Annotated in this window: 24 protein-coding genes and 1 pseudogene; 18 read left to right on the top strand and 7 right to left on the bottom strand. The window is 68.6% G+C overall.

The genetic code is table 11. The features are described from left to right. Window position 1: 1 nt before the first annotated feature. Window positions 2–1,756 (bottom strand): serine/threonine protein kinase, encoded by a 1,755-nt coding sequence (locus JOD67_RS26870; protein ID WP_205120481.1) that lies wholly within the window; start codon window positions 1,754–1,756, stop codon window positions 2–4. A gap of 10 nt (window positions 1,757–1,766) precedes the next feature. Then, on the bottom strand, window positions 1,767–3,338 hold the full coding sequence (locus JOD67_RS26875) for a serine/threonine-protein kinase (RefSeq protein ID WP_205120482.1): 1,572 nt from the start codon (window positions 3,336–3,338) through the stop codon (window positions 1,767–1,769). 80 nt (window positions 3,339–3,418) lie between these two features. On the opposite strand from JOD67_RS26875, the gene lipB reads away from it, so the two are divergent. Then, complete coding sequence (lipB, locus tag JOD67_RS26880) at window positions 3,419–4,072, top strand: lipoyl(octanoyl) transferase LipB (protein WP_307782566.1); 654 nt, start codon at window positions 3,419–3,421, stop codon at window positions 4,070–4,072. Here the strand turns inward: lipB and JOD67_RS26885 are convergent. Next, window positions 4,069–4,644, bottom strand: a complete 576-nt coding sequence (locus JOD67_RS26885) for a DUF84 family protein (protein ID WP_205120484.1) — start codon at window positions 4,642–4,644, stop codon at window positions 4,069–4,071. The genes lipB and JOD67_RS26885 overlap by 4 nt on opposite strands. Before the next feature lie 87 nt (window positions 4,645–4,731). On the opposite strand from JOD67_RS26885, the gene lipA reads away from it, so the two are divergent. From lipA to JOD67_RS26900, 3 genes are read left to right on the top strand one after another with little or no spacing between them, the layout of a single operon-like run. Then, window positions 4,732–5,643, top strand: a complete 912-nt coding sequence (lipA, locus tag JOD67_RS26890; protein WP_205123194.1) for a lipoyl synthase — start codon at window positions 4,732–4,734, stop codon at window positions 5,641–5,643. Between the two features lie 25 nt (window positions 5,644–5,668). Then, window positions 5,669–6,364 (top strand): DUF4191 domain-containing protein, encoded by a 696-nt coding sequence (locus JOD67_RS26895; protein WP_205120485.1) that lies wholly within the window; start codon window positions 5,669–5,671, stop codon window positions 6,362–6,364. Between the two features lie 5 nt (window positions 6,365–6,369). Then, on the top strand, window positions 6,370–6,924 hold the full coding sequence (locus JOD67_RS26900) for an isochorismatase family protein (protein ID WP_205120486.1): 555 nt from the start codon (window positions 6,370–6,372) through the stop codon (window positions 6,922–6,924). On the opposite strand, the gene JOD67_RS26905 is transcribed toward JOD67_RS26900, so the two are convergent. Next, window positions 6,921–7,343, bottom strand: coding sequence for an RDD family protein (locus tag JOD67_RS26905; protein WP_205120487.1), 423 nt, complete (start codon window positions 7,341–7,343; stop codon window positions 6,921–6,923). The two genes, JOD67_RS26900 and JOD67_RS26905, sit on opposite strands and share 4 nt — an antisense overlap. A 161-nt stretch (window positions 7,344–7,504) precedes the next feature. Here JOD67_RS26905 and glnA point away from each other — a divergent pair, with 161 nt between their 5' ends. The 9 genes and pseudogenes from glnA (at window position 7,505) to JOD67_RS42110 (ending at window position 14,274) form a co-directional block, all read left to right on the top strand. Beyond that, complete coding sequence (gene glnA, locus JOD67_RS26910) at window positions 7,505–8,929, top strand: type I glutamate--ammonia ligase (protein WP_205120488.1); 1,425 nt, start codon at window positions 7,505–7,507, stop codon at window positions 8,927–8,929. A 635-nt stretch (window positions 8,930–9,564) separates the two neighbouring features. Continuing rightward, on the top strand, window positions 9,565–10,062 hold the full coding sequence (locus JOD67_RS26915; RefSeq protein ID WP_205120489.1) for a GNAT family N-acetyltransferase: 498 nt from the start codon (window positions 9,565–9,567) through the stop codon (window positions 10,060–10,062). A 448-nt stretch (window positions 10,063–10,510) separates the two neighbouring features. Then, window positions 10,511–10,846, top strand: coding sequence for a YciI family protein (locus JOD67_RS26920; protein ID WP_205120490.1), 336 nt, complete (start codon window positions 10,511–10,513; stop codon window positions 10,844–10,846). Between the two features lie 18 nt (window positions 10,847–10,864). After that, window positions 10,865–11,194, top strand: coding sequence for a nucleoside triphosphate pyrophosphohydrolase family protein (locus tag JOD67_RS26925; protein WP_205120491.1), 330 nt, complete (start codon window positions 10,865–10,867; stop codon window positions 11,192–11,194). Between the two features lie 7 nt (window positions 11,195–11,201). After that, window positions 11,202–11,702: a P-loop nucleotide/nucleoside kinase family protein gene (locus JOD67_RS26930; RefSeq protein ID WP_205120492.1), complete on the top strand. Its 501-nt coding sequence runs from the start codon at window positions 11,202–11,204 to the stop codon at window positions 11,700–11,702. Window positions 11,703–11,724: 22 nt separating this feature from the next. Next, the gene (locus JOD67_RS26935) at window positions 11,725–12,723 is read left to right on the top strand and encodes a hypothetical protein (RefSeq protein WP_205120493.1); all 999 of its coding nucleotides are present in this window, start codon (window positions 11,725–11,727) and stop codon (window positions 12,721–12,723) included. Then, window positions 12,720–13,346: a DUF2461 family protein gene (locus tag JOD67_RS26940; protein WP_205120494.1), complete on the top strand. Its 627-nt coding sequence runs from the start codon at window positions 12,720–12,722 to the stop codon at window positions 13,344–13,346. The genes JOD67_RS26935 and JOD67_RS26940 overlap by 4 nt, the downstream gene beginning before the upstream one ends. A 94-nt stretch (window positions 13,347–13,440) precedes the next feature. Next, window positions 13,441–13,947, top strand: a pseudogene (locus JOD67_RS42105) (flap endonuclease); the annotation flags it as partial. Between the two features lie 12 nt (window positions 13,948–13,959). After that, window positions 13,960–14,274: a 5'-3' exonuclease H3TH domain-containing protein gene (locus JOD67_RS42110; RefSeq protein WP_307782750.1), complete on the top strand. Its 315-nt coding sequence runs from the start codon at window positions 13,960–13,962 to the stop codon at window positions 14,272–14,274. Window positions 14,275–14,277: 3 nt separating this feature from the next. On the opposite strand, the gene JOD67_RS26955 is transcribed toward JOD67_RS42110, so the two are convergent. Further along, entirely contained in the window at window positions 14,278–14,928 is a 651-nt protein-coding gene (locus tag JOD67_RS26955; RefSeq protein WP_205120497.1) for a class I SAM-dependent methyltransferase, read from the bottom strand. Between the two features lie 22 nt (window positions 14,929–14,950). On the opposite strand from JOD67_RS26955, the gene JOD67_RS26960 reads away from it, so the two are divergent. Continuing rightward, on the top strand, window positions 14,951–15,481 hold the full coding sequence (locus JOD67_RS26960; protein WP_205120498.1) for a GNAT family N-acetyltransferase: 531 nt from the start codon (window positions 14,951–14,953) through the stop codon (window positions 15,479–15,481). 11 nt (window positions 15,482–15,492) lie between these two features. Here JOD67_RS26960 and JOD67_RS26965 read toward each other — a convergent pair whose 3' ends face one another. Then, window positions 15,493–16,170 carry a VldE C-terminal domain-containing protein gene (locus tag JOD67_RS26965; RefSeq protein WP_205120499.1) on the bottom strand — a complete coding sequence of 226 codons (678 nt, stop codon included), beginning with the start codon at window positions 16,168–16,170 and terminating at the stop codon, window positions 15,493–15,495. A gap of 147 nt (window positions 16,171–16,317) precedes the next feature. Here JOD67_RS26965 and JOD67_RS26970 point away from each other — a divergent pair, with 147 nt between their 5' ends. From JOD67_RS26970 to JOD67_RS26980, 3 genes are all read left to right on the top strand, one after another. Beyond that, window positions 16,318–16,746, top strand: coding sequence for a GNAT family N-acetyltransferase (locus tag JOD67_RS26970; protein WP_205120500.1), 429 nt, complete (start codon window positions 16,318–16,320; stop codon window positions 16,744–16,746). Between the two features lie 87 nt (window positions 16,747–16,833). Then, complete coding sequence (locus JOD67_RS26975; RefSeq protein WP_205120501.1) at window positions 16,834–17,475, top strand: HNH endonuclease family protein; 642 nt, start codon at window positions 16,834–16,836, stop codon at window positions 17,473–17,475. A 204-nt stretch (window positions 17,476–17,679) separates the two neighbouring features. Beyond that, the gene (locus JOD67_RS26980; RefSeq protein WP_205120502.1) at window positions 17,680–18,768 is read left to right on the top strand and encodes a 3-deoxy-7-phosphoheptulonate synthase; all 1,089 of its coding nucleotides are present in this window, start codon (window positions 17,680–17,682) and stop codon (window positions 18,766–18,768) included. A 362-nt stretch (window positions 18,769–19,130) separates the two neighbouring features. On the opposite strand, the gene JOD67_RS26985 is transcribed toward JOD67_RS26980, so the two are convergent. After that, window positions 19,131–19,325 carry a hypothetical protein gene (locus JOD67_RS26985; protein WP_205120503.1) on the bottom strand — a complete coding sequence of 65 codons (195 nt, stop codon included), beginning with the start codon at window positions 19,323–19,325 and terminating at the stop codon, window positions 19,131–19,133. Between the two features lie 670 nt (window positions 19,326–19,995). On the opposite strand from JOD67_RS26985, the gene JOD67_RS26990 reads away from it, so the two are divergent. Next, window positions 19,996–21,249: an HNH endonuclease signature motif containing protein gene (locus tag JOD67_RS26990; RefSeq protein ID WP_205120504.1), complete on the top strand. Its 1,254-nt coding sequence runs from the start codon at window positions 19,996–19,998 to the stop codon at window positions 21,247–21,249. Window positions 21,250–21,360 lie beyond the last annotated feature (111 nt).

The following is a 21,360-nucleotide window of genomic DNA, read 5'->3' on the forward strand; positions in this document are numbered from 1 at the left end:
GTCAGCGCTGCTCGATCCGCGAGATCAGCCAGCCGGCGCCCGGCTGCTGGACGAGCGTGATCCGGCGCGACGTGACCGCTCCGGCGGGGCGCTCGTTGCGTTCGCCGGAGGACTGCACGACGGTGTACGGCTGCAGCTGGTCGACCACGTCCAGGACGGTCTGGGTGGCGGTCTCGCTCACGATCACGAGGTTCTTGATGTCGAACCGCAGCCCCTCGAGCTTGCAGCCGGCCTTGACGCACTTGTCGACCTCGGTCCGGTCCTTGGCCAGCAGCTCCGAGCCCGCGATGTAGACGCGGGACAGTGGCGCGATGTCGGGGCCGGCGAACGCTCGGGCGCGTTCGGTGTCGAGCCCGTTCAGCACTGACCGCCAGCGCGCGTCCGGACCGGCCGTCGCCCCCGGCGTCGGCGGCGTGGTGGTGGTCGGGACCGGGGACAGCGGGCTGGTGACCGTCGGGAGCGGCTCGGGGCTGAACGTGGGGGTCTGCTCCGGGGACGGCGAGGTCGATGCCGAGGGGGTGGCGGAGGGCTCGGCCGACACGCTCGGCGTCGTCTCGGGCTGGGTGATCGTCGGCGGGTCGACCGGTCCGGCGTACTTCGCCCAGGCCAGTCCGGCGACGATCGCCACCGCGATGAGGATCGGACCGAGGATCGCGGCCCCGATGATCAGGCGGCGACGCCTGCGCCCGGCCTCGATCAGCTCGGCGTCGAAGTCCTCGATCGAGTCCGGCGACTCGAAGCCGCCGGGCGGCGGCCGGTGCCCCGGCGGTCTCGGCGGACCGGGCGGCCCTGGCGGGCCCTGTGGGCCGGGTGCCGGTCCGCCGCCGAGGTTGTGCACGAACGGGTCCTGCTCCGACGAGTTCCCCGGCACCGCCGGCGGCGGCCCGGGCGGGGGCTGCTGGCCGGGCGGTTGGGGCGGCTTCTGGGCCTCCGCCGCCTTCGCCTGCTCTGCCATCTTCGCCAGGTCCGCGTCGGTGAGAACGAGCCCTACGGGGAAGCGGATCGGCGCCGGCGGGCAGGCGGCGTACACGAGCTCGGAGAGCTGACCCGCGGTCGGCCGCCGCGGCGCGAGCGGCTGCAGGCCGGCCTCGACCGCGTGCACCAGGCCGGGCGGCAGGTCCTTGCGCTGCTCGGCCAGCGGCTGCCGAGCTGTGCCGGCCTTGGGCGGCTCGCCGGTCAGCGCGGTCGCGGCGCAGACGGCGAGCGCGTACACGTCGCCCGGCGGCGTACTGCTCTGGGCCGAGGAGGACTCGTCGAAATAGCCGTGCGTACGAAGGGCCTCGCCTCCCTCGATCAGCGACAGCAGGCCGAGGTCGGCGAGGACCGGCCGCCCGTCGCCGGTGTACAGGATGTGGTCCGGCGTGACGTCGCCGTGGACGAGGCCGCGCTCGTGCGCCGCGGCGAGCGCTTCGGCGATCGGCGCGATCGTCGTGACGACCTCGGCCGGATCGAGCGGACCGCGGGCGCTCAGCAGCTCGGCGAGGCTGCCGCCGTCGGCGTAGTCGAGGACGAACACGACCTCTTCGTCGAGCGGGATCGCCTCGCGGATGCGCAGCAGATGCGGGTGGCCGATGAGGCCGAGGATCGACACGATCCGCTTCGCCTCGTCGCGGGCAGGGCCGTGCGGGATCCGTACGCGCTTCAACGCAACGTGATCGCCCGAGGCCTCGTGCCGGGCTTGCCAGACCTCACCGGTGGGGCTGGCACTTACCAGCCCTTGCACCTGGAAGCCGGGAACGCCGAAGCCGCCCTGCATCGCTACCTGCTCACCCCGCCTGCACGCTGTCGAAGATCAACCAGCCACCCTGGCCGTCGGGCACGAGCGTGATCGTGAACCGCCTCGGGTCCCCGCCCGGTGCCGAGAGCCGCCGACCGTCGGTCGTGACCAGCGTGTACGCCTGCAGCTGGCTGGTCACGTCGAGCACGACCCGTTGATCGTCCTCGGAGATGATCTTGACAGATGAAACGGGAGTCTGCAGACCCTCCGCGCTGTTGTAACCCTTGTCCTTCAGCTCGGTGCGGATGGTCTTCTGGTCCTTGGCCAGGCCCGGCGAGTTGGCCGCGTAGGCCCTGGTCAGCAGTGCGGGATCACCCTTCGCGTACGCCTCCTCCCGACGCTTGTCGAGCCCGTTGAGGATGCCGGTCCACCGCGCCGACGCGTCGCCGGTCCCTGTGCCGGTACTGGTGCTCGTGGGGTTCGTGGTCGGCGAGGCTGACAAGGAGCTGCTGGCCGTCGGGTCGGGCTTCGGGTCGGCGCCGCGGGGCCAGAACACGAACGCGGTGATCGCGATCGCGAGGACGAGCAGCGGGAGTCCGACCGCGAGCAGAATCAGGGCCGTCCGCCGCTGGGGTGGCTCGTCCTCGTCGTCGCCCTGCTGTTGAGGCGGCGGGCCGACGGGGAACGTCGAGGTCGGCGGGGTCTGCGCGGGCGGCTGGACGTTCGACGGCGGGGTCGGCTGGAACGTCGCCGGCGGCGGGATCAGGCTCGAGATGAACGGGTCGTCGTCGGGCTGTTGCTGCGTCGGCGGCGCCGAGGATCCGCCGGAGCCCGGGAGGGAGGTGAGCCCCTCCGGGAACCGTACGGGCGCCGCCGCGGCCGCCGTGGCGAGCAGCTCGGCGAACTGGCTCGCGTTCGGCCTCGCCGCGGGCTCCGGGTGCAGGCCTGCCTCGACCGCGTGGGCGAGGCCGGACGGCACGCCGGGCGCGACCTGGTGCAGGGGCGCGCGCTTCTGGTTCGGGTCGGGCGGCGTGCCGGTCAGCGCGGTGAGGCAGACCGCGGCGAGCGCGTACACGTCGCCCTCCGCCGTCGGCCCGCTGGTCGGCAGCCCCGAGGGGTCGGTGTAGCCGTGGGTGCCGAGTGCCTCACCACCGTCGACGAGCGCGAGCAGGCCGAGGTCGGTGACCTGCGGGCGGCCGTCGGCGGAGAACAGGATGTTCTCCGGCGTGAGGTCGCCGTGCACCAGCCCGCGGGCGTGGGCGGCCGCGAGGGCCTGCGCCGCTCCCCCGACGACCGTGACGACCTCGCCCGGGTCGAGCGTGCCGCGGACCAGCAGCAGCTGGCCGAGACTGCCGCCGTTGGCGTGCTCGAGGACGAACACGATCTCGTCGCCGTACGGCAGCATCTGCTGGACGCCGAGCAGGTTCGGATGGCTGAGGAGGTCGAGCGTGGACACCAGTCGTCGGGCCCGGTCGCGGGCCTCGTCGTCGCGCGGGCGAAGGCGTTTGAGCGCGACCTGCCGGTGGCTCGCCTTGTCGCGCGCGAGCCACACCTCGCCCGCCGGTCCGGCGCCGAGGAGGCCTTCGATCTCGTAGCCCTCGACCACGAAGTCGCCCTGCATGGGCTAAGCCTTTCAGAACGTCACGTAACGGCCCGCGCCACGCCCGGGTTGTCCACAGCCTCAGGCGTAGGGTGGCGGTTGTGACCTTGCGATTCATTCGATACGGGTTCGGGGACCAGGCGGTCGGCTACGAGCAGGCGTGGGCCGAGCAGCGACGGCTGCACGCGCTGCGGGTCGCGGACGAGATCCCCGACACGGTGCTGCTGCTGGAGCACCAGCCGGTCTACACCGCCGGCAAGCGCACCGAGCCGCACGAGCGGCCGTTCGACGGTACGCCGGTGGTCGACACCGACCGCGGCGGCAAGATCACCTGGCATGGGCCGGGCCAGCTGGTCGGGTACCCGATCGTCAAGCTCTCCGAGCCGATCGACGTCGTGGCGTTCGTCCGTCGGCTGGAGGAGATGATGATCGCGGTCTGCGCCGAGATCGGCGTTCCCGCTGGTCAGATCGAGGGCCGCAGCGGTACGTGGGTCTCCGCCGACTCCCGCGGACCCGACCGCAAGCTCGGCGCGATCGGTCTGCGCGTCGCGTCCGGAGTGACCATGCACGGCTTCGCGTTGAACGTCGACTGCGACCTGTCCGTGTTCAGCCGCATCGTGCCCTGCGGCATCGCCGACGCCGGCGTCACCTCACTGGCGGCCGAGCTCGACCGGCCGGTGACCGTGGAGGACGTGCTTCCCCTGACCGAGCGCTACCTCGCCGCGTTCCTCGCCCCTGCGACGGTTCCCGCCTAGGCCTCGACGCGCTCGGTCGCCGGGGCGAACGTGAACTCCGGGTTCCGGAACGGCACCAGCGCGAGCACCATCGCGTGCGCGTAGTACGAGACGCGGTCGATGATCCCGCCGGTCAGCGGGCCCACCGTTCCCGGGCCGCGCTTGGTGTCGCTCTCGCCGAACACGCTGTCCGTCGCCTCGCCCAGCTCCACACCGGACCGGACCAGGTCGGCGATCTCCCGCGGCAGCGTGAACGTCGCTGTACGGCTCTCGCCGCGCCGCAGCTCACCTTCGGCGGTGCGCCCCAGCACGACCGCCCAGGCCATCGCCTCGAGCTCGCCGTCCCGTTCGGTCACGCCGCCCTCCAGCCCGACCCAGTAGTCGGCGTCCGGGCGCAAGGCTAGGGCGCCCTCCGCGCGGACCCGGGCGCCGCGGAGCGTCTCCTCGTCCCCGATCGGCTGGTCCGGCATCCCGTGCTCGACCTCGACCACGACAGCGTCGACGTCCTTGATGCCGAGGGCGACTCGTACCGCCTCCAGGGTGGCCCGCTTCTTCACCGGGTTGGCCGAGGCGATGGCTACGCAGATAGACACGTCGACCCACAGTAGCCAACCTCGGCTAACGAGGCCTGGGGACGTAGGGTGAGAACCGTGACCGTGGCCCCAGAAGGACGCAAGCTGATGCGCCTGGAGGTGCGCAACTCCGAGACGCCCATCGAGAAGAAGCCCGAGTGGATCAAGACGCGGGCGAAGATGGGTCCGGAGTACACCGAGCTGCGCAGCCTCGTGAAGTCCGAACAGCTCCACACCGTGTGTCAGGAAGCCGGCTGTCCCAACATCTACGAGTGTTGGGAGGACCGCGAGGCGACGTTCCTGATCGGTGGCGACCAGTGCACGCGGCGCTGCGACTTCTGCCAGATCGACACCGGCCGTCCGGTCGACCTCGATCGCGACGAGCCGCGGCGGGTGGCGGAGTCGGTCCGCACGATGGGCCTGCGGTACGCCACGATCACCGGCGTCTGCCGCGACGACCTCGAGGACGAGGGCATCTGGCTGTACTCCGAGACCATCCGCCAGGTGCACGAGCTCAACCCCGGCACCGGCGTGGAGATGCTGGCCCCGGACTTCTCCGGTCGCGACGAGCTGCTGACCGAGCTGTTCTCGACCCGGCCCGAGGTGTTCGCGCACAACATCGAGACCGTGCCGCGGATCTTCCGGCGGATCCGGCCGGGCTTCCGGTACGAGCGTTCGCTGGACGTGCTCCGGGCGGCTCGGGCGTACGGGCTGGTGACGAAGTCGAACCTCATCCTCGGGATGGGCGAGACGCGGGAAGAGGTCACCGGCGCGATGCAGGACCTGCTGTCCGCGGGCACCGAGCTGCTCACGATCACCCAGTACCTGCGGCCGTCCGTACGGCACCACCCGGTGGAGCGTTGGGTGAAGCCGGAGGAGTTCGTGGAGATGCGCGAAGAGGCGCTGGCGATGGGTTTTGCCGGCGTGATGGCGGGGCCGCTCGTACGTTCGTCGTATCGGGCTGGCCGCCTCTACCAGCAGGCTCTAGAGTCGAGGCGCCTCCCGGCCGCAGCCGGCTGAGGCCCCATCCCGCGAGAAGGAACTCATGGCGAAGAACGACGCACCCGAAGAGAAGCCAGGCCGGCTCAAGCAGATCCGCCAGGCGTACCGGATCACCGCGGAGGCGCAGCCGCTCATCTGGCTCGTCCTGCTCGGGATCTTCCTCGGCGTGGTCGCGGTCTTCGTCGTGGCTGGTCTGCTGCTGAACCAGGTGCTGTTCCTCACGATCATGGGCATCCCGTTCGGCTTCCTGGCGGCAACGATCATCTTCGGCCGGCGGGTCGAGAAGGCAGCGTACGCCCGGCTCGAGGGCCAGCTCGGCGCGGGCGCAAACGCGCTGTCGACGCTGCGGCGCGGCTGGACCGTCGACGCGGCGGTCGCGGTGACGCGAAACCAGGACATCGTGCACCGGGTCGTCGGGCGGCCGGGCATCGTGCTCGTCGGCGAGGGTGCGGCGAACCGGATCGGCAACCTGCTGGCGAACGAGAAGAAGAAGCACTCGCGGGTCGCGCCGGAGACGCCGATCTACGACGTGGTGGTGGGCGACGAGGAGGGGCAGGTTCCGCTGCGGAAGCTGTCGCTGCACGTCCAGAAGCTGCCGCGCAACCTCCGTCCCCCGGAGGTGACCGAGGTGCTGCACCGGCTGAAGGCGTTGTCGGTGACGCGGCAGACGCTGCCGATCCCGAAGGGGCCGCTGCCGAAGAACGTGAAGCTGCCTCCGGGCAGCGCGCGGCCCCGCTAGGCGTCGTGGAGCCGGTCACCGCGCTGGTCGTCGTGGACGTCCAGCGGGGGTTCGTGACGGGCACGGCGCCGGTCCCGTCGGCGTCGGCCCTGCTGTCGTCGCTCTCGTCGTTGCTCGACGCCGCCCGGTCGGCTGGGGCGTTGGTCGTCCACCTGCAGAACGACGGGCCGCCGGGGTCGACGGACGAGCCGGGGACGCCTACCTGGGAGCTGCACTTCGCTCCCTTGGGCGGCGAGCCAGTGGTGCGGAAGCCCGAGGACGACGGCTTCGCCGGGACACCGCTGGGCTCCCTGCTGGAGTCGTCCTCGGTGAAGCGGCTGGCCGTCTGCGGGCTGATGTCGGAGATGTGCGTCGCGGCGACCGCGCGGACGGCCCTGGCTCGCGAGTACGGCGTGGTGCTGCCGCACGACTCGCACGCGACGTTCGACGTTCCGCCGAGCGACGCCTTCCCGACGCCGGTCCCGGCAGCCGTAGCCTCGCGCGTCGTGGAGTGGTCGCTGGGCTCGGAGGTCGAGCTCGTTCCGTCCTGGTCCGACGTCCCGTTCGGACCCCGGGCCTAGTCCGCCTTCGGCGGCATCTTGCCGATCGCCGTGCCCGCGAGGCGGTCGTGCAGGCCGCGGCCGTCGGAGCCGAGGACCACGAACGGCGGGATGATCAGCATCACGCCGAGGGTGCGGATCGCCGCCTTGAGGAAGCCGACCGGTCTGCCGTCCGGCCGTACGACCGCCAGCCGGCGCACCTTGTGCCCCACCGACCCGCCGAACACCGCCGTCATCACCCAGATCTGCACGAAGAAGATCGTGAGCGGCAGCAGGTCGTGCCAGGTCGTCGGTGCCTGCCACAGGCCCACGTCCCGCACGATCGCGAACGCCACCGCGTTCGCGAGCAGCCAGTCCACGAACACGGCCACGAACCGGGCGCCCCAGGTCGCGGTCTGTCCGTTGTCGGTCGCCCCGCGTGCGGCTGCCTGCTGACTCATGCGACAAGGCTATGTGGGGTCCCGTAGGCGCCGAAAGCGCGGCTGGCCATAGTGTCTTCCCTGGAGTCAGACACGGGGCGTAACACGTGCGCAACATGTGTGACATGGCCGGGAAACCGCGCGATCCTACGGTCGCCCGCAAGAGACGGAGGAGGGGCCGGATGTTCCAAAACGCCGACGAGCTGTTGGCTTTCGTTCGTGACGAGGGCGTCGAGTTCATCGACGTACGGTTCTGCGACCTACCGGGCGTGATGCAGCACTTCAACGTGCCTGCGTCGTCGTTCGACGAGGCCGCGTTCGCCGAGGGCCAGATGTTCGACGGATCGTCGATCCGCGGCTTCCAGGCGATCCACGAGTCCGACATGAAGCTGATCCCGGACCCGGCGACCGCGTTCGTCGACCCGTTCCGCGCCCGCAAGACGCTGGCGCTGAACTTCTCGATCGTCGACCCCTTCACCGACGAGGCGTACAGCCGCGACCCGCGCAACGTCGCCGCCAAGGCCGAGGCCTACCTCAAGGCCAGCGGGATCGCCGACACCGCGTACTTCGGGCCGGAGGCGGAGTTCTACGTCTTCGACGACGTGCGCTTCGAGACCAAGGCCAACGCCGGGTACTACTTCCTCGACTCGATCGAGGGCGCGTGGAACACCGGCGCCGAGCAGCCCGAGGGCAACCAGGCGTACAAGCCGCGCTACAAGGGCGGCTACTTCCCGGTGTCCCCGAACGACCACTTCGCCGACCTGCGTGACGAGATGGTCGCGCGGCTGATCGAGGTCGGGATCACGGTCGAACGCTCGCACCACGAGGTGGGTACGGCGGGCCAGGCCGAGATCAACCACAAGTTCGACTCGCTGCTGCACGCGGGCGACAAGCTGATGCTCTACAAGTACGTGATCAAGAACGTGGCGTGGGAGGACGGCCGTACGGCGACGTTCATGCCCAAGCCGATCTTCGGCGACAACGGCAACGGCATGCACTGCCACCAGAGCCTGTGGAAGGACGGCCAGCCGCTGTTCTACGACGAGCTCGGGTACGGCGGCCTGTCCGACCTCGGGCGCTGGTACATCGGTGGGCTCCTGAAGCACGCGCCGGCGCTGCTGGCGTTCACGAACCCGACGGTGAACTCGTACCACCGCCTGGTGCCGGGCTTCGAAGCGCCGGTCAACCTCGTGTACTCCCAGCGCAACCGCTCCGCGGCGGTCCGGATCCCGGTGACGGGGACCTCGGCGAAGGCGAAGCGGATCGAGTTCCGGGTGCCGGACCCGTCCTGCAACCCGTACCTCGCGTTCTCCGCGATGGTCATGGCCGGCATCGACGGCATCCGAAACAAGGTGGAGCCGCCGGAGCCGATCGACAAGGACCTCTACGAGCTGCCGCCGGACGAGCACTCCGCGGTGCAGCAGGTGCCGGGATCGCTGGACGAGGTGCTGGTCCACCTCGAGAACGACCACGAGTTCCTCCAGGAGGGCGGCGTCTTCACGCCCGACCTGATCGAGACGTGGATCGACTGGAAGCGGGCCAACGAGATCGACCCCATCCGCCTCCGCCCCCACCCGCACGAGTTCGAGCTGTATTTCGACATCTGATCCACGCAGGTCCTGGACCCGCAAGATCACCGCGAAAACGGCGGCTGACCTGTGGAAACGCCTCTCGGCGCTTCCCACGGTCTGCCGCCGTTTTCCATGATCATGTGTACCGATGTGTATCGGCGCCTCGCCGCTCCACCGCGCGGGTCCGCGACAGAGCTCTCAGGTAGGAACAGGCAGCCTAATCGCGAGTTGCTCGTCCGCGCTTGGGAAGTCGTCGGTCCGGTGCTCGTCATCGCCCGGTGTTGCAGCTCGTTGCGGTCCGGCTGGGTCAGTCGGAGCGATGCCCAACGAGTGGGTTCTCGTGCGCCTAGTTCTCACAAGCCCGACGTGCTCCCCGGTCTTCGGCTTATGGCGCACGCTGCAGGCGTGGCGTTGCGCGGGCGGCCGATGGTCTGGCGGCCTGGCTGAGCTCCCGCCGGTCGACAACCCCTCTCCCCCGCAGTCCTCACAACCAGCCAGGTTGAAAGTCGGAGCGGAAGGCGGCGGAGCCGATCACTTAGTGACGCCGAAGGCACTCTTGAGGCGCGGAGTGAAGACCCGGAGACTGGCGTGCGAGGAGGACGGGGCCTTGCACGGGACAGCTAGCGGCTATCTGCTGGTGCTGGGTTTCGGTTGATTTGTAGAGTGCGGAAATGCTGATCCGGGAGTGCACGGCCGCCGATGTGGAGCGGGTGGAGGAGGCATACCCGACGGGCGCGCATCGACGTCACGCTCGAACGGTAGAACGGCAACAGAGGGGTGAGTGCACGTTCTTGGTGGCTTGGGACGGTGAGGAGCCACTCGGTCATGGTGAGGTGATGTGGCAGGGGTGCAGTACCCCCGAGGTGCGCGCCGCATACCCGGAGTGCCCGGAGATCAACGGGCTGCGCGTATACCGGGCCGATCTGCGGGGCCAAGGGATAGGCACGGCTCTGATCCGATCGGCCGAGGGCCGAGCCCGGGAGCGAGGGTTTCAGTGGATCGGACTTGGCGTGAGCGATGACAATCCGAGCGCGGCGCGCCTGTATGAGCGACTCACGTATGACGCCGGTATGCGCTACACCGCGGTATGGAGCTCCGAGGATGATGCGGGCGTCAAGCGCGTCTTCGAGGATCCACGCACGTTCATGGTGCGGGATCTCACCACCTAGCTGTCGTGCTGTGCGTTGTGCCCGGTGAGCCCGAGGACGGCGCCCCGGCGCCGCCCGCAATGGGGTGGCTGGGCGGATGCGCCGCGTCGGCGGCACCGTGATGCCGGTGAGTCGATCAAGGCCGTGAGCGAGTACCTGGGCCATTCCGATGCAGAGTTCACTCTCCGGACTTACATCCACCTGATGCCACCAGCGCGGACCGGACGACGAAGGCTGTCGACGCGGCGCTAGGTGTACCGGATGTGTACTCTGGGGCCGCTGGCGAGGCATCGAGGCAGGTCAGCGGCCCACTTCGACATCTAGGACCTGAGGGTCTGGGGAACGGCGGCTGGCCTTGGTTTCTTGGTCGGCCGCCGTTTCTGTTGTCGGATCGTGGCCTGCGCGTTCGTAGCAGGGGTGAGCGGCCGTCCACTCGGGGACGCGCGCCCCGAGCCACAGGAGGATCATCATGCGTTATCTGGTTTCCGTGATCGACGACGAGATCACCAGCTCCATCCCCCACGAGCAGTCCGCGGCCGAGGCCGGCCCCGCGGCGTTCAACTCCCGACTGCGGGCCGACGGACACTGGGTCTTCGCCGGCGGGCTCGCGGCGCCCTCGACGGCCACTGTCATCGACAACCGTGCCGGGGCCGCGGTGGTCAGCGACGGCCCGTACCTGGAGTCGAAGGAGTACCTCGGCGGCCTCTGGATCATCGAAGCCCCCAACCTCGACGTGGCGCTCGAGCTCGCCGCCGAAGGGTCGAAGGCCTGCAACCGCAAGGTCGAGGTGCGGCCGTTCGCGTGACCCCTAGGGTTCGGCCTTATGAACCTGAACGACTACCAGGTGGCCGCCCTGCGTACGGCCGCGCCGAGAGACAAGCACAACGAGCTGTTCCATCTGCTGCTCGGGCTGGTCGGCGAGACGGGTGAGATCGCCGAGAAGGCAAAGAAAATCGTGCGCGACAAGGACAGCGACTTCTCCCAATGGGACCTGGAAGATCTCACGAAGGAGCTCGGCGACACGCTCTGGTACGTCGCTGTCATCGCGGACTACTTCGACGTTCCGCTGGAGGATGTCGCTCAGCTGAACCTCGCCAAGCTCGCCGACCGCCAGCAGCGAGCCGTGCTCGGCGGCAGCGGCGACAATCGCTAGGCGGATCATGCGTGACGAGGACCGCACCCCTCCCCGCGTCCACCTTCTCTGTGGTCTCGTCGCGGCCGGCAAGACGACCTACGCCCGGAGGTTGGAGGCAGAACTGCCCGCCGTACGGTTCACGCTCGACGAATGGATGCTCCGGCTGTACGGGCTGAGCTACGACGACCCGGCGTACGTGGCGAGGCTCGAGGGATGCACGTCGCTCATCTGGGACACCGCGGTACAGGTGTTGAGGCTGGGCCACGACGTCGTCCTGGACTGGAACCAATGGAGCGTCGATCGACGCAGCAGTTGGCGCGAGCGGGCAGCGGCGTCGGGATGCCGGGTCGTCCTCCACCACCTCGACGTGTCCGTGGAGACCGCCACCGAGCGGGCGCGGGGGCGGGACGAGGAGGGCGGTGCCGGCGTTCATCGCGTCGACGACGCTGGCGTCCGACACTCGGCGACGATCTTCGAGCCGCCGACAGCCGAGGAAGGGATCGAGATTTTGACCATCTCACCCTGAAAGCCGTCGTACGGTGTCGGGCATGGCGAGCCAGATCGTCGACCGGCTCCTGCAGTCGGACGAGCCGTCGGTGCGGTGGCGGGTGCGGGCTGAGGTGCTGGGTGAGGCGGTGGACTCCCCCGCGATGCGGCGGCTGCGGGAGGAGGTCCGGCGGTCGGCGCGGGTCTCGGCGCTGCTGAACGAGCGGGGGCGGGCGATCTCCGTCTATGCGAAGTGGCAGGGGGCTCACTGGGTCCTCGCCGCGCTCGCGGACCTCGGCTATCCGCCCGGCGACGACGGCCTGCGAGAGATGGCCGAGCGGGTCCAGGACACCTGGCTGAGCGACGACTTCTACGAGGAGTTCGAGCCCGCCAGCAAGGCCACCGTCTACAGCCGGCGCGGCGTGCCAGTGATGCAAGGCCGCCACCGACGTTGCGCCTCTCAGCAGGGCAACGCGCTGCGCAGCCTCGCCAGGCTCGGGCTGACCGACGACCAGACCCCCAAGCTTGTCGAACGCCTCCAACACTGGCAGTGGCCCGACGGCGGCTGGAACTGCGACAAGAACCCGGCCGCCGACACCTCCGCGCTCGCCGAGACGGTGCTGCCGATCCGCGGCCTCGCGGCGTACGGCAGTGAAGAAGCCAAGGCAACCGCGCACCAAGCCGCCGAGGTCCTCCTCACCCGCCGGCTCCTCTACCGCCGCACCGACGGCCAGCTGATCAACAAGGAGTTCGCCAAGCTGCACTACCCGCTCTACTGGCACTACGACGTCCTCGGCGGCCTCCGCGCGTTGTCGGAGCTCGGCGAGGCAGCGATCCGCGACGACCGGGCGAACGACGCACTCGACCTCCTCGAGAGCAAGCGCCTCGAGGACGACGGCTGGCCCGCCGAGGCGCGCTACTACAAGAAGACCACTGACGAGATCGCCCTCGGCAACGACTTCGTGCACTGGGGCGGCACCAGCACCCGCCGGCTGAACGAGTGGACCACGCTCGACTCCCTCTACGTCCTCCGCGCGTCCGGCCGGCTGAGTACAGCGTGACGGCATCCTTCGCGGGCTGGCCGCGCGAGGCCTTCGATGTGCTCCTCCAGCTCGACGGCGAGCCGTCGGAGGAGGTGCGGCAGCGGTGCCGGGCCGATCGGGAGCAGCTGGTGCGGCAGCCGATGATCGCGCTGATGAACGATGTGGCCGATGCCGACGGGGCGTACGAGGACTTCTCGGTCTGGTCGTACGCCAAGCTGGCCTGGTACTGGCAACATCAGCCCGCGGTCGTTCGGATCCGGAAGTTTCTCGAGCTCTCGTTGGGATTCGACCTCGACGGCCTGCGGGTCCAGGGCGCGTGGTGGTACGCGGACAGCACGCAGGTCGAGCGCTATCGCCGCGCTGTCGGCGACGACGCGAGTGGCGAGCAGCTCGCAACGATCCTCGATGCCCTACGCACCAAGGGATTCAGCATCACCGGCGACGTGATGAAGCGCGTCCCGCGCGGCTACGACAAGGATCATCCACGGGCAGAGCTCCTCAAGCACCGAACGGTCAGAGTCCAACGCCCGTTGGGATGTGACGACTGGCTGCACACCCCGGGGGTCGTCGACCGCGTTCTGGAGGTGTTCGGCGAACTGAGGCCGATGATGGCGTGGTTCGCTACCCACGTCTCGGTCTAGACGCGCTACGATCGCGGTCGAGTCCCCTGGGTTCTGACCCAACCCGCCCGCACGCTCAGCGGCCAACGAGCGTGATGGCTGGTTGGTGCCCACGATGGCGTACGTTCCCCTCCTCCTTGTCGACGGTCACAATCTGCTCTGGCGAGCCTGGTACGGGTTCCCCGCCCGCATCCGGAACCGCGACAAGACCCGCGACGTCACCGGAGTCTTCGGCTTCTTCGCCCTCCTCCGCGTCGCGACGCGCGACCTGCCAGACCAACCAGAGATCGTCGTCGTCTTCGACGGCGAGAACGCGTGGGGCGAACGGCAGGAGATTCACCCACAGTACAAGGCACATCGGCCCACCGATTAAGCAGCGATGGCACCGATCAAGCAGCTCGCGAACGTCATCCGAGGGCTCGACGCGACCGGCATCACGCACGTCTGCCAAGACACAGCCGAGGCGGACGACGTCATCGCCACCCTCGCCCAGCAAGAAGAGCGAGACACCTGGATCATGTCCTGCGACCGCGACTTCTACCAACTGGTCAACGAACGTACGCGAATCCTCAACACCACAAGGAGATCCGACCAACGCGTCATAGACAAGACGGGGATCGAGAAACGTTTCGGCATCACACCGTCCCAATGGTGCGACCGCGCCAGCCTGGTGGGCGACCGGTCCGACGGCATCCCCGGTGTGCGTGGCGTCGGCAGCATCACCGCCGCACGCCTACTCGAAGGCGGACTCACCCTCGAAGAGCTGCCGGGATCCGGCAGACTCCAAGGCAAGCTCGGCGCACGCATTCGCCAACAATGGAGCGACCTCGAACGCTGGAAAAGCCTTGCCCAGCTACGCAAAGACCTCGACGTCGCTCCACCAAGCGGCACCGCCTCACCAGAACTCCCACCAGCGCCCAAGGTCCTCGAGACCCTCGACCTCTGGTGAAGCTCAGAAAGGCTGGAACGACTCGAAGCTCGGCTCGAACGGCTCCGGCACCCGGTACGCGGCCAGCCGTTCCGACCCGACAGCGACCGGCTCGAAGCCCAGGTCGCGCTCGAAGTACCGCACCGCTGTCGCCACCGACGGCCAGCGAATGTCGTCCAGCACGATCACGCCGCCCGGACGCACGAGCTTGCGCAGGAAGTACAGGTCGACGAACACCTCGTGGAACCGGTGACTGCCGTCCACGAAAGCCGCGTCCGCCACATACCCCTCGGCCAGCAGGCCAGGCAGCGCCAACGACGACGGCTCGACCAGCAGCCTCGCGATCCGGTCGAGCCCCGCCGACCGAAGCTGCTCCCAACCGACACCGGACCACGCGGTCTCCTGGAACGGGTCGATGACCACATGGGACGGCGCATCGCCACCCACGGTCAGCAATGCCTCGCCAATCGCCAGGCTGGACGCCGCGTACGCCAAGCCCACCTCGACCACGCGCGACACCCGCTCCGCCACCAACAGGTCCCGCAGCGCGTCGCACGACTCCACCGGCACCGAGATCCGGCCGAAGTCACCCGGCGCGTCCCGCAGCACAGGCGGCCCGTTCAACGACAGCTGGCGACGTACTTCGCGGACCGCGCCTACTTGATCAGCACCCACTGGTCACCCCTACGCTCCTCTTGTGATCGACGAACCAACCGACAAAGCACCGCTCGCGGACGACAAGGTCGCCCTGCACGACTGGGCGGACGACGACGCCGACTGGTACGCCGACGCCGTACGCGACGAGCAGATCCAACGTTTCACGACCGAGTCCGCCACGCTCACCGCGGCCGAGGTGCGAGACGCCATCGCCAGGCTGCACGCGGACGACAACGCCGCCGGCTTCGTCATCTGCGACGCGACCAGCGGCGAACGGCTCGGCAACATCGCCATCACGCGCGCGGACCAGCTCGCCGACGTCTCGTACTGGGTCGCGGCGGAAGGCCGGGGCCGCGGCGTCGCGGCGAGCGCGCTGAAGCTGATCGCCACCTGGGCCGAACGCCACTGGCAGGTCGAGGAGATCGAGCTCAAGACCCACGCCGACAACGTCGCGTCGCAACGGGTCGCCGAGCGAGCCGGCTTCGTCCGCGCACCCGAACGGGACGCCAAGCCGCTGGTGAAGGCGGGCGAGACCTGGCCGACGACCGCGTACGTCCGTCGGTCGAGCTGAGGGCCAGACGTTCAGGCCGACGGGTTGGGCCGCTCCGCCGGCGGCTCCTTCTCCGGGTCCGGGTTCGTCGAACTGTCCTGCTTCGACAGCTCGTTCACCCGTGCCTCGATGCGCGCGATGACAGCCTTGAGCCGGTCGATCTCGTTGCCCTGGCTGATGAGGTACTCCGACGCATGCGGCGGCGTCGATCCGGGCGGCGCCTGCGGGTTGCGCAGTCGCTCGAACCACACGAGGTCCGCGGTGCGCTGCGCGATCTTCTCGATGTCCTCAGGCGTCACTTCGTCCTCCGGTGGTACATAGGGTCCGTTCGTCTCGAACGACACGTGCACGTGGTCGGTGTGGGGGTTGCTGCCGGTGTACGCCCGCCACGACCAGGGTGGATTGCTGGCCGGCGAGGCGATCCGCCTGTTCCAGATGAGGTACGTGACGTTCAGGCGGGCGCGGTTGGCGAGCACGTACGCCGAGATCTCGTTGCCGATGAAGTTGCGCTTCGGGCCCGGGTTGTCCACACCCCCGCCGAGCTCGTACGTCATGAAGTCGAGCGCCAACCCGCGAGCATGGTCACCGGTGCCGCGACCGGGCGCACCCCAGATGAAGTACAGGACCCACCGCTCGGCGATCTCCTCCGCGACCGGCCTGACGTGGGACTTCACCGGACCGATGTTCGTCACCACATTGGGCAATGGCATCAGCCGAAATCCTCCGAATCGATCGCAGGCCAGAGAAATCTGTCTCGGCCACGCCGTGCCCACTCGTCCGTGTCGAAACCGCAGGGGAACAAGGTAACTCCTCGCGCGGCCCAGGATCCACCGAGTCCGTCAGTTAGGTTCGGATCCATGCTGATCGTTCACGATGAGTTCGACGTCGACGATGATCCCGCACGTATCGACAGGGACGCGGTGTGGGCGTACCTCTCGACGGACGCGTACTGGGGTCGCTGGCGGTCCCGTGCGGTCGTAGAGCAGCAGGTCAGCGGCGCGTGGCGGGTCGTCGGTATGTACGAGCGGCAGACCGGGCGCATGGTCGGCTTCGCCCGCGCGCTGTCGGACGGACTCGCGCTTGCGTACCTCGCTGACCTGTACGTTCTGGAGGAGGCGCGCGGTCGCGGGCTGGGCAAAGAGTTGGTACGCGCGATGATCGACCTCGGTCCTGGTGCGGCGTTTCGCTGGATGCTGCACACGAAGGACGCGCACGGCCTCTACAAACAGTTCGGGTTCGAACCACCTGACGACACCTACCTTGAACGGCGAGCAAAGACGGCATGACACTTCCGGCCAGATGCTTGCATTGCCCACCGACAAAGGGACATGGTCGGAAGGACCGACGACCTCAGACGTGATGGTGGTGCCGCAATGCCCACGAACCGTACTGTCGTTCGACTCCTCACCCTCCTCGTCAGCCTGACCGGCGCGTTCGCGCTCCTGCTCAGCGGGACCGCGAACGCCGAACCTCCCAACATCCCGTCCGAGTCCACCGCGAGATCGCAGCTCGCGAGCCTCACGGTGGCGCCGGACGGGTCGCAGACCGGCTACAGCCGGGAGAAGTTTCCGCACTGGGGCAACCAGGGCGACAGCTGCAACACGCGCGAAGTCGTGCTGGAACGTGACGGCACGAACGTCGAGACCGGCACGAACTGCGCGCCGACCTCGGGCAGCTGGTTCAGCCCGTACGACGGCGCGACCTGGTCCGACCCGGCCGACGTCGACATCGACCACGTGGTGCCGCTCGCTGAGGCGTGGCGGTCGGGCGCTTCGGGCTGGACGACGGCGCAGCGGGCCGCGTTCGCGAACGACCTGAACGATCCGCAGCTCATCGCGGTGACCGACAACGTCAACCAGTCCAAGGGCGATCAGGAGCCCGAGGCGTGGAAGCCGCCGCTGACCAGCTACTGGTGCACGTACGCGCGGATGTGGATCGGCGTGAAGTTCTCGTGGGACCTCACGGTCGAGTCGGCCGAGGTGTCCGCGTTGAACGACATGTTGAGCCGCTGCTGAGGCCTGGTACGCTCCCTTTCGTGCAGAAGCGCTATTGGTTTAGCAGGCCGGCCCTGGATGGGCTCGGCGGCGACCACGTGCGCTGACCCACCATCCAGAGCCGGCGAAGGCAGGAGCGGATTTTCGCTCCTGCCTTTTCGTTTGCCCCCAGGCGAGCCGGACTGCTGGACACGGGACGGCTCCGTTGAGAAAGGAACCGTCCGCATGAACGAGTCGCTCTCCGAGTCGGTCAGAGACGTACGCATCGGCGCCGCGCGGCCCTTGCTGTCACCGGCGTTGCTCCGCGACGAACTCCCGCTGTCCGACGCCGCGGCGAAGGTCGTTGTCCGTGGCCGACATGAGGTCACCCGCGCACTCTGCGGCGAGGACGAACGATTGCTCGTCGTCGTCGGCCCTTGTTCGGTTCACGATCCGGCGGCGGCGCTCGAGTACGCACAACGGCTCGCGGTGTTGAACGAGGACGTCAAGGACGACTTGCTCGTGGTGATGCGGGTGTACTTCGAGAAGCCGCGTACGACGTTGGGCTGGAAGGGTCTGATCAACGACCCGGATCTGGATGGGACGTACAACGTCAACAAGGGCTTGCGCGCGGCCCGGAAGATCCTGCTCGGCGTGCTCGATCTGGGGCTGCCAGCGGGGTGTGAGTTCCTCGACCCAATCATCCCGCAGTACATCGCCGACACCGTGTCGTGGGGCGCGATCGGCGCACGTACGTCGGAGAGCCAGGTGCACCGGCACCTCGCGAGCGGCCTGTCGATGCCTGTGGGCTTCAAGAACTCGACCAGCGGCGACGTGCAAGGCGCGGTTGACGCCGTGGGCGCGGCCGCGGCATCGCACGTGTTCACGGGGATCAACGAGGACGGGCTCGCGTCGATTCTCACCACGCGCGGCAACCCCGACTGCCACGTGATCCTGCGCGGCGGCCAGACCGGCACGAACTACGATGCGTCCAGCGTGGCTGGCGCGCGCGAGCGGCTGGCGAAGGCCGGCGTGCTGGACCGGGTGGTCGTCGACGCCAGCCACGGGAACAGCGGGAAGGACCACAAACGCCAGCCCCTGGTGGCCGAGGACGTGGCTTCGCGGATCGCTACGGGTGACCGGGGTGTGGTCGGGATGATGCTGGAGAGCTTCCTCGTGCCGGGGCGACAGGATCTGGTGGACGGCCAGGTCAACGGTCTCGTGTACGGGCAGAGCATCACCGACGCCTGCATGGGCTGGGACACCACCGCCGACGTCCTCCACGGCCTGGCGACCGCCGTACGCACGAGGCGGTCGGCGCAGGTTCCGGCCTGACTGCTGCCACCGAGGTCCTCGCGGTTCGGACGCGGATCGCGAGGACTTGTCGGTGGGGTCTGTGAGACTTCTCGGCACCACGAAGTTCGGCGTGTGTGGGCGTCGACGGACCACAGGAGGAGTCCGCCATGCCCAAGCGCACCAAGGCACGCCGCGTTGCCAGGAGATCAGCTCGGAGCCGCCGCAGCCGCTCTCGTTCCGCCAGTGCCACCGCGACCGTCACGGCGCCGGCGAGAAGCCGACATCAACAGCTGGTCGAGCTGCTTCTCCTTCGAGAACGCACCACGGCGATCATCGAGAGCTGGGTGCTCGAGGCGCAGCTCGCCCTGTTCACCGGAGACCGTAGGAGGCTGGCGAAATGCCTACGCCACCTGGGGAATCCCGACCTCGCCGACGTGGTCGGGCGCGTGCTCGATGTACGGATGTCGCGCCAGCTCCAGCTCGTGCGACTGCGCGGCTGGTCGCACGAGCAGCTCGAGGAGTTCGCCCCGCGAGCTCTGGGCGAGGAACCCGCCCGACTCGGACTTCTGCTCGACGCGCTGGCGGAACGCGCGCAACGGAGCGGGCCAGCTCGTGTCGATGACCTGTCCACTGCCATCTTTGTGGACCTTTGGCTCGCCATCGTTTCTCTCTACGAGCCCACTGACAGGTTGGAGTTGCCTCGTCTGCATGGGGGTTAGCGCGGGTCACACTCGCGTCGAAGCCTTGTCTACCGCTGTCTTCGTTGACCTTGGGCTCGCCATCGTCACCTCGACTGTCGGCGCGCCACTTTCACTCACCGGGTGCTACTTCGCCCACCGAGTTGCTATCTCGCGCGTTCCGTCACTCCCGTCCTCTTCACCCATCGTCTCCTCGTGGGGGTGCTGTTTTCTGTTGTTTTTCCCTGCTGTGCTTGGGTGATGGAGCTGGTCGGGCTGTGGCGGCGGTCGATTGTGGTGGCCGGTCCGGGGCGCGTCAAGGGCGCCTCTCTGGGGCGCTTCGCGGAGGAGAGAGGCGTCGCTTCGCGACCGCTTTGCGGCCCTTGACTCGCCCCGGACCGGCCACCAGTTTGATACGCGCCGCCCCTGCCCCGGGAACAGTTCCCCGGGACAGGCCTGCCTGCGCCTTGGGTTTGTTGCCGTGTTGCGGCTGTTTGTGGGGCCCGCCGTCGCTTGTGGTGGCGATGATGTCGGGAGGTTTCCCTTGCTGGGTTGGGCATTAGGCCGATTCGGCTGGTAGAATTCTGCTATGGAATCGACTACCTGCTCGAACACCACCGGCACCGCCGATGGTGTGTCGGCGTGGTCGATGTCCGATGACCAACTCGCCAGCGCACTCCTCGACAACGCCACCGAGCTGAACCAGCTTGAGGGCCGGCGGCTCGAGCTGATCCGCGAGGCCGACGCCCGCAACCTCGCCGTCACCGCTGGTGCGGCGAACACCGCGCAGTGGGTCGCCGGTCGGCTTCGGGTCCCGACTGCGGAGGCCGGGGCGATGGTGAAACTGGCCAGCCACCTCGACGCCGAGCTTCCTGCCACCGCGCAAGCGTTGGCTGAGGGCGAGATTTCTGTTCCGCACGCACGAGTGATCTCCCGGGTCGTGACGATGCTGCCCTCCCACATCGCCACCCCGGAGCTCCGCTCCGAGGTGGAGGCGACCCTGCTGAAGCAAGCCGCCATCTTCGACCCCAAAGCCTTGTCGAAGGTCGGGAACAGGCTCTTGGAGACCGTCGCGCCGGACCTGGCTGACCAGGTCCTGGAGTTGAAGCTCAAACAAGAAGAGGCCAGCGCCGAACGGGACCGGTTCCTCCGCATGACCTTCGACGCCACGTCAGGGACGTGGCGGGTCACCGCCCGGCTCCCCAAGATGGTCGGGGAACGCCTCAAACTTGTCCTCGACCCGCTCGCCGCACCCCAGCCCGGACCCGACGGACGTGACACCCGCCTCCCCGAACAACGCAACGTCGACGCATTGGATGAGGCCTGCCGGCGGTTGTTGGCCGACAAGCTCGTTCCCTCCCACGGTGGGAACCCCACCCAGCTCGTCGTCACCCTCACCCAGACTGGTGGCCGGACCCTGCACACCGGGATCGAACTGTCCCGCAAACTCGTCGACCAGCTCATGTGTGAGGCCGACCGCACCTACCTCGTCAAGCCCGAGGACCAGCCCGGCCGCGTCACACTGCTGACCGACGCCCAGCAGCGGCTGTTCCAGGGCAAGCTGCGTCGGTTGCTCGAGCTTCGCGATGGTGGGTGTGCGTTCCCCGGCTGTGACCGGCCACCCGGCTGGTGCCACGCCCACCACGTCACCCCCTGGAGCAAAGGCGGACCCACCACCCGCGACAACGGCGTCCTACTCTGCGGCTACCACCACCGGTTAATCCACCAAGGTGCGTGGCAAGTCCGCATCGCACTCGACGGCTTACCCGAGTTCTTACCCCCCGACTGGATCGACCCCCACCAACGACCACTCCGCAACCACCGCCTCACCCCAGCCGCCTAATGGGACCTGATCGGCGAGCCTCGAACGGATGATGTCTGGTTGGAGGAACGCTGGTCGCCGAGCCGCTGGCCGGTAAGCACTTCTGCCGCCTGGATCGATGTTCGACTCCTA

Source organism: Tenggerimyces flavus, assembly GCF_016907715.1.
Taxonomy (GTDB): Bacteria; Actinomycetota; Actinomycetes; order Propionibacteriales; family Actinopolymorphaceae; genus Tenggerimyces; species Tenggerimyces flavus.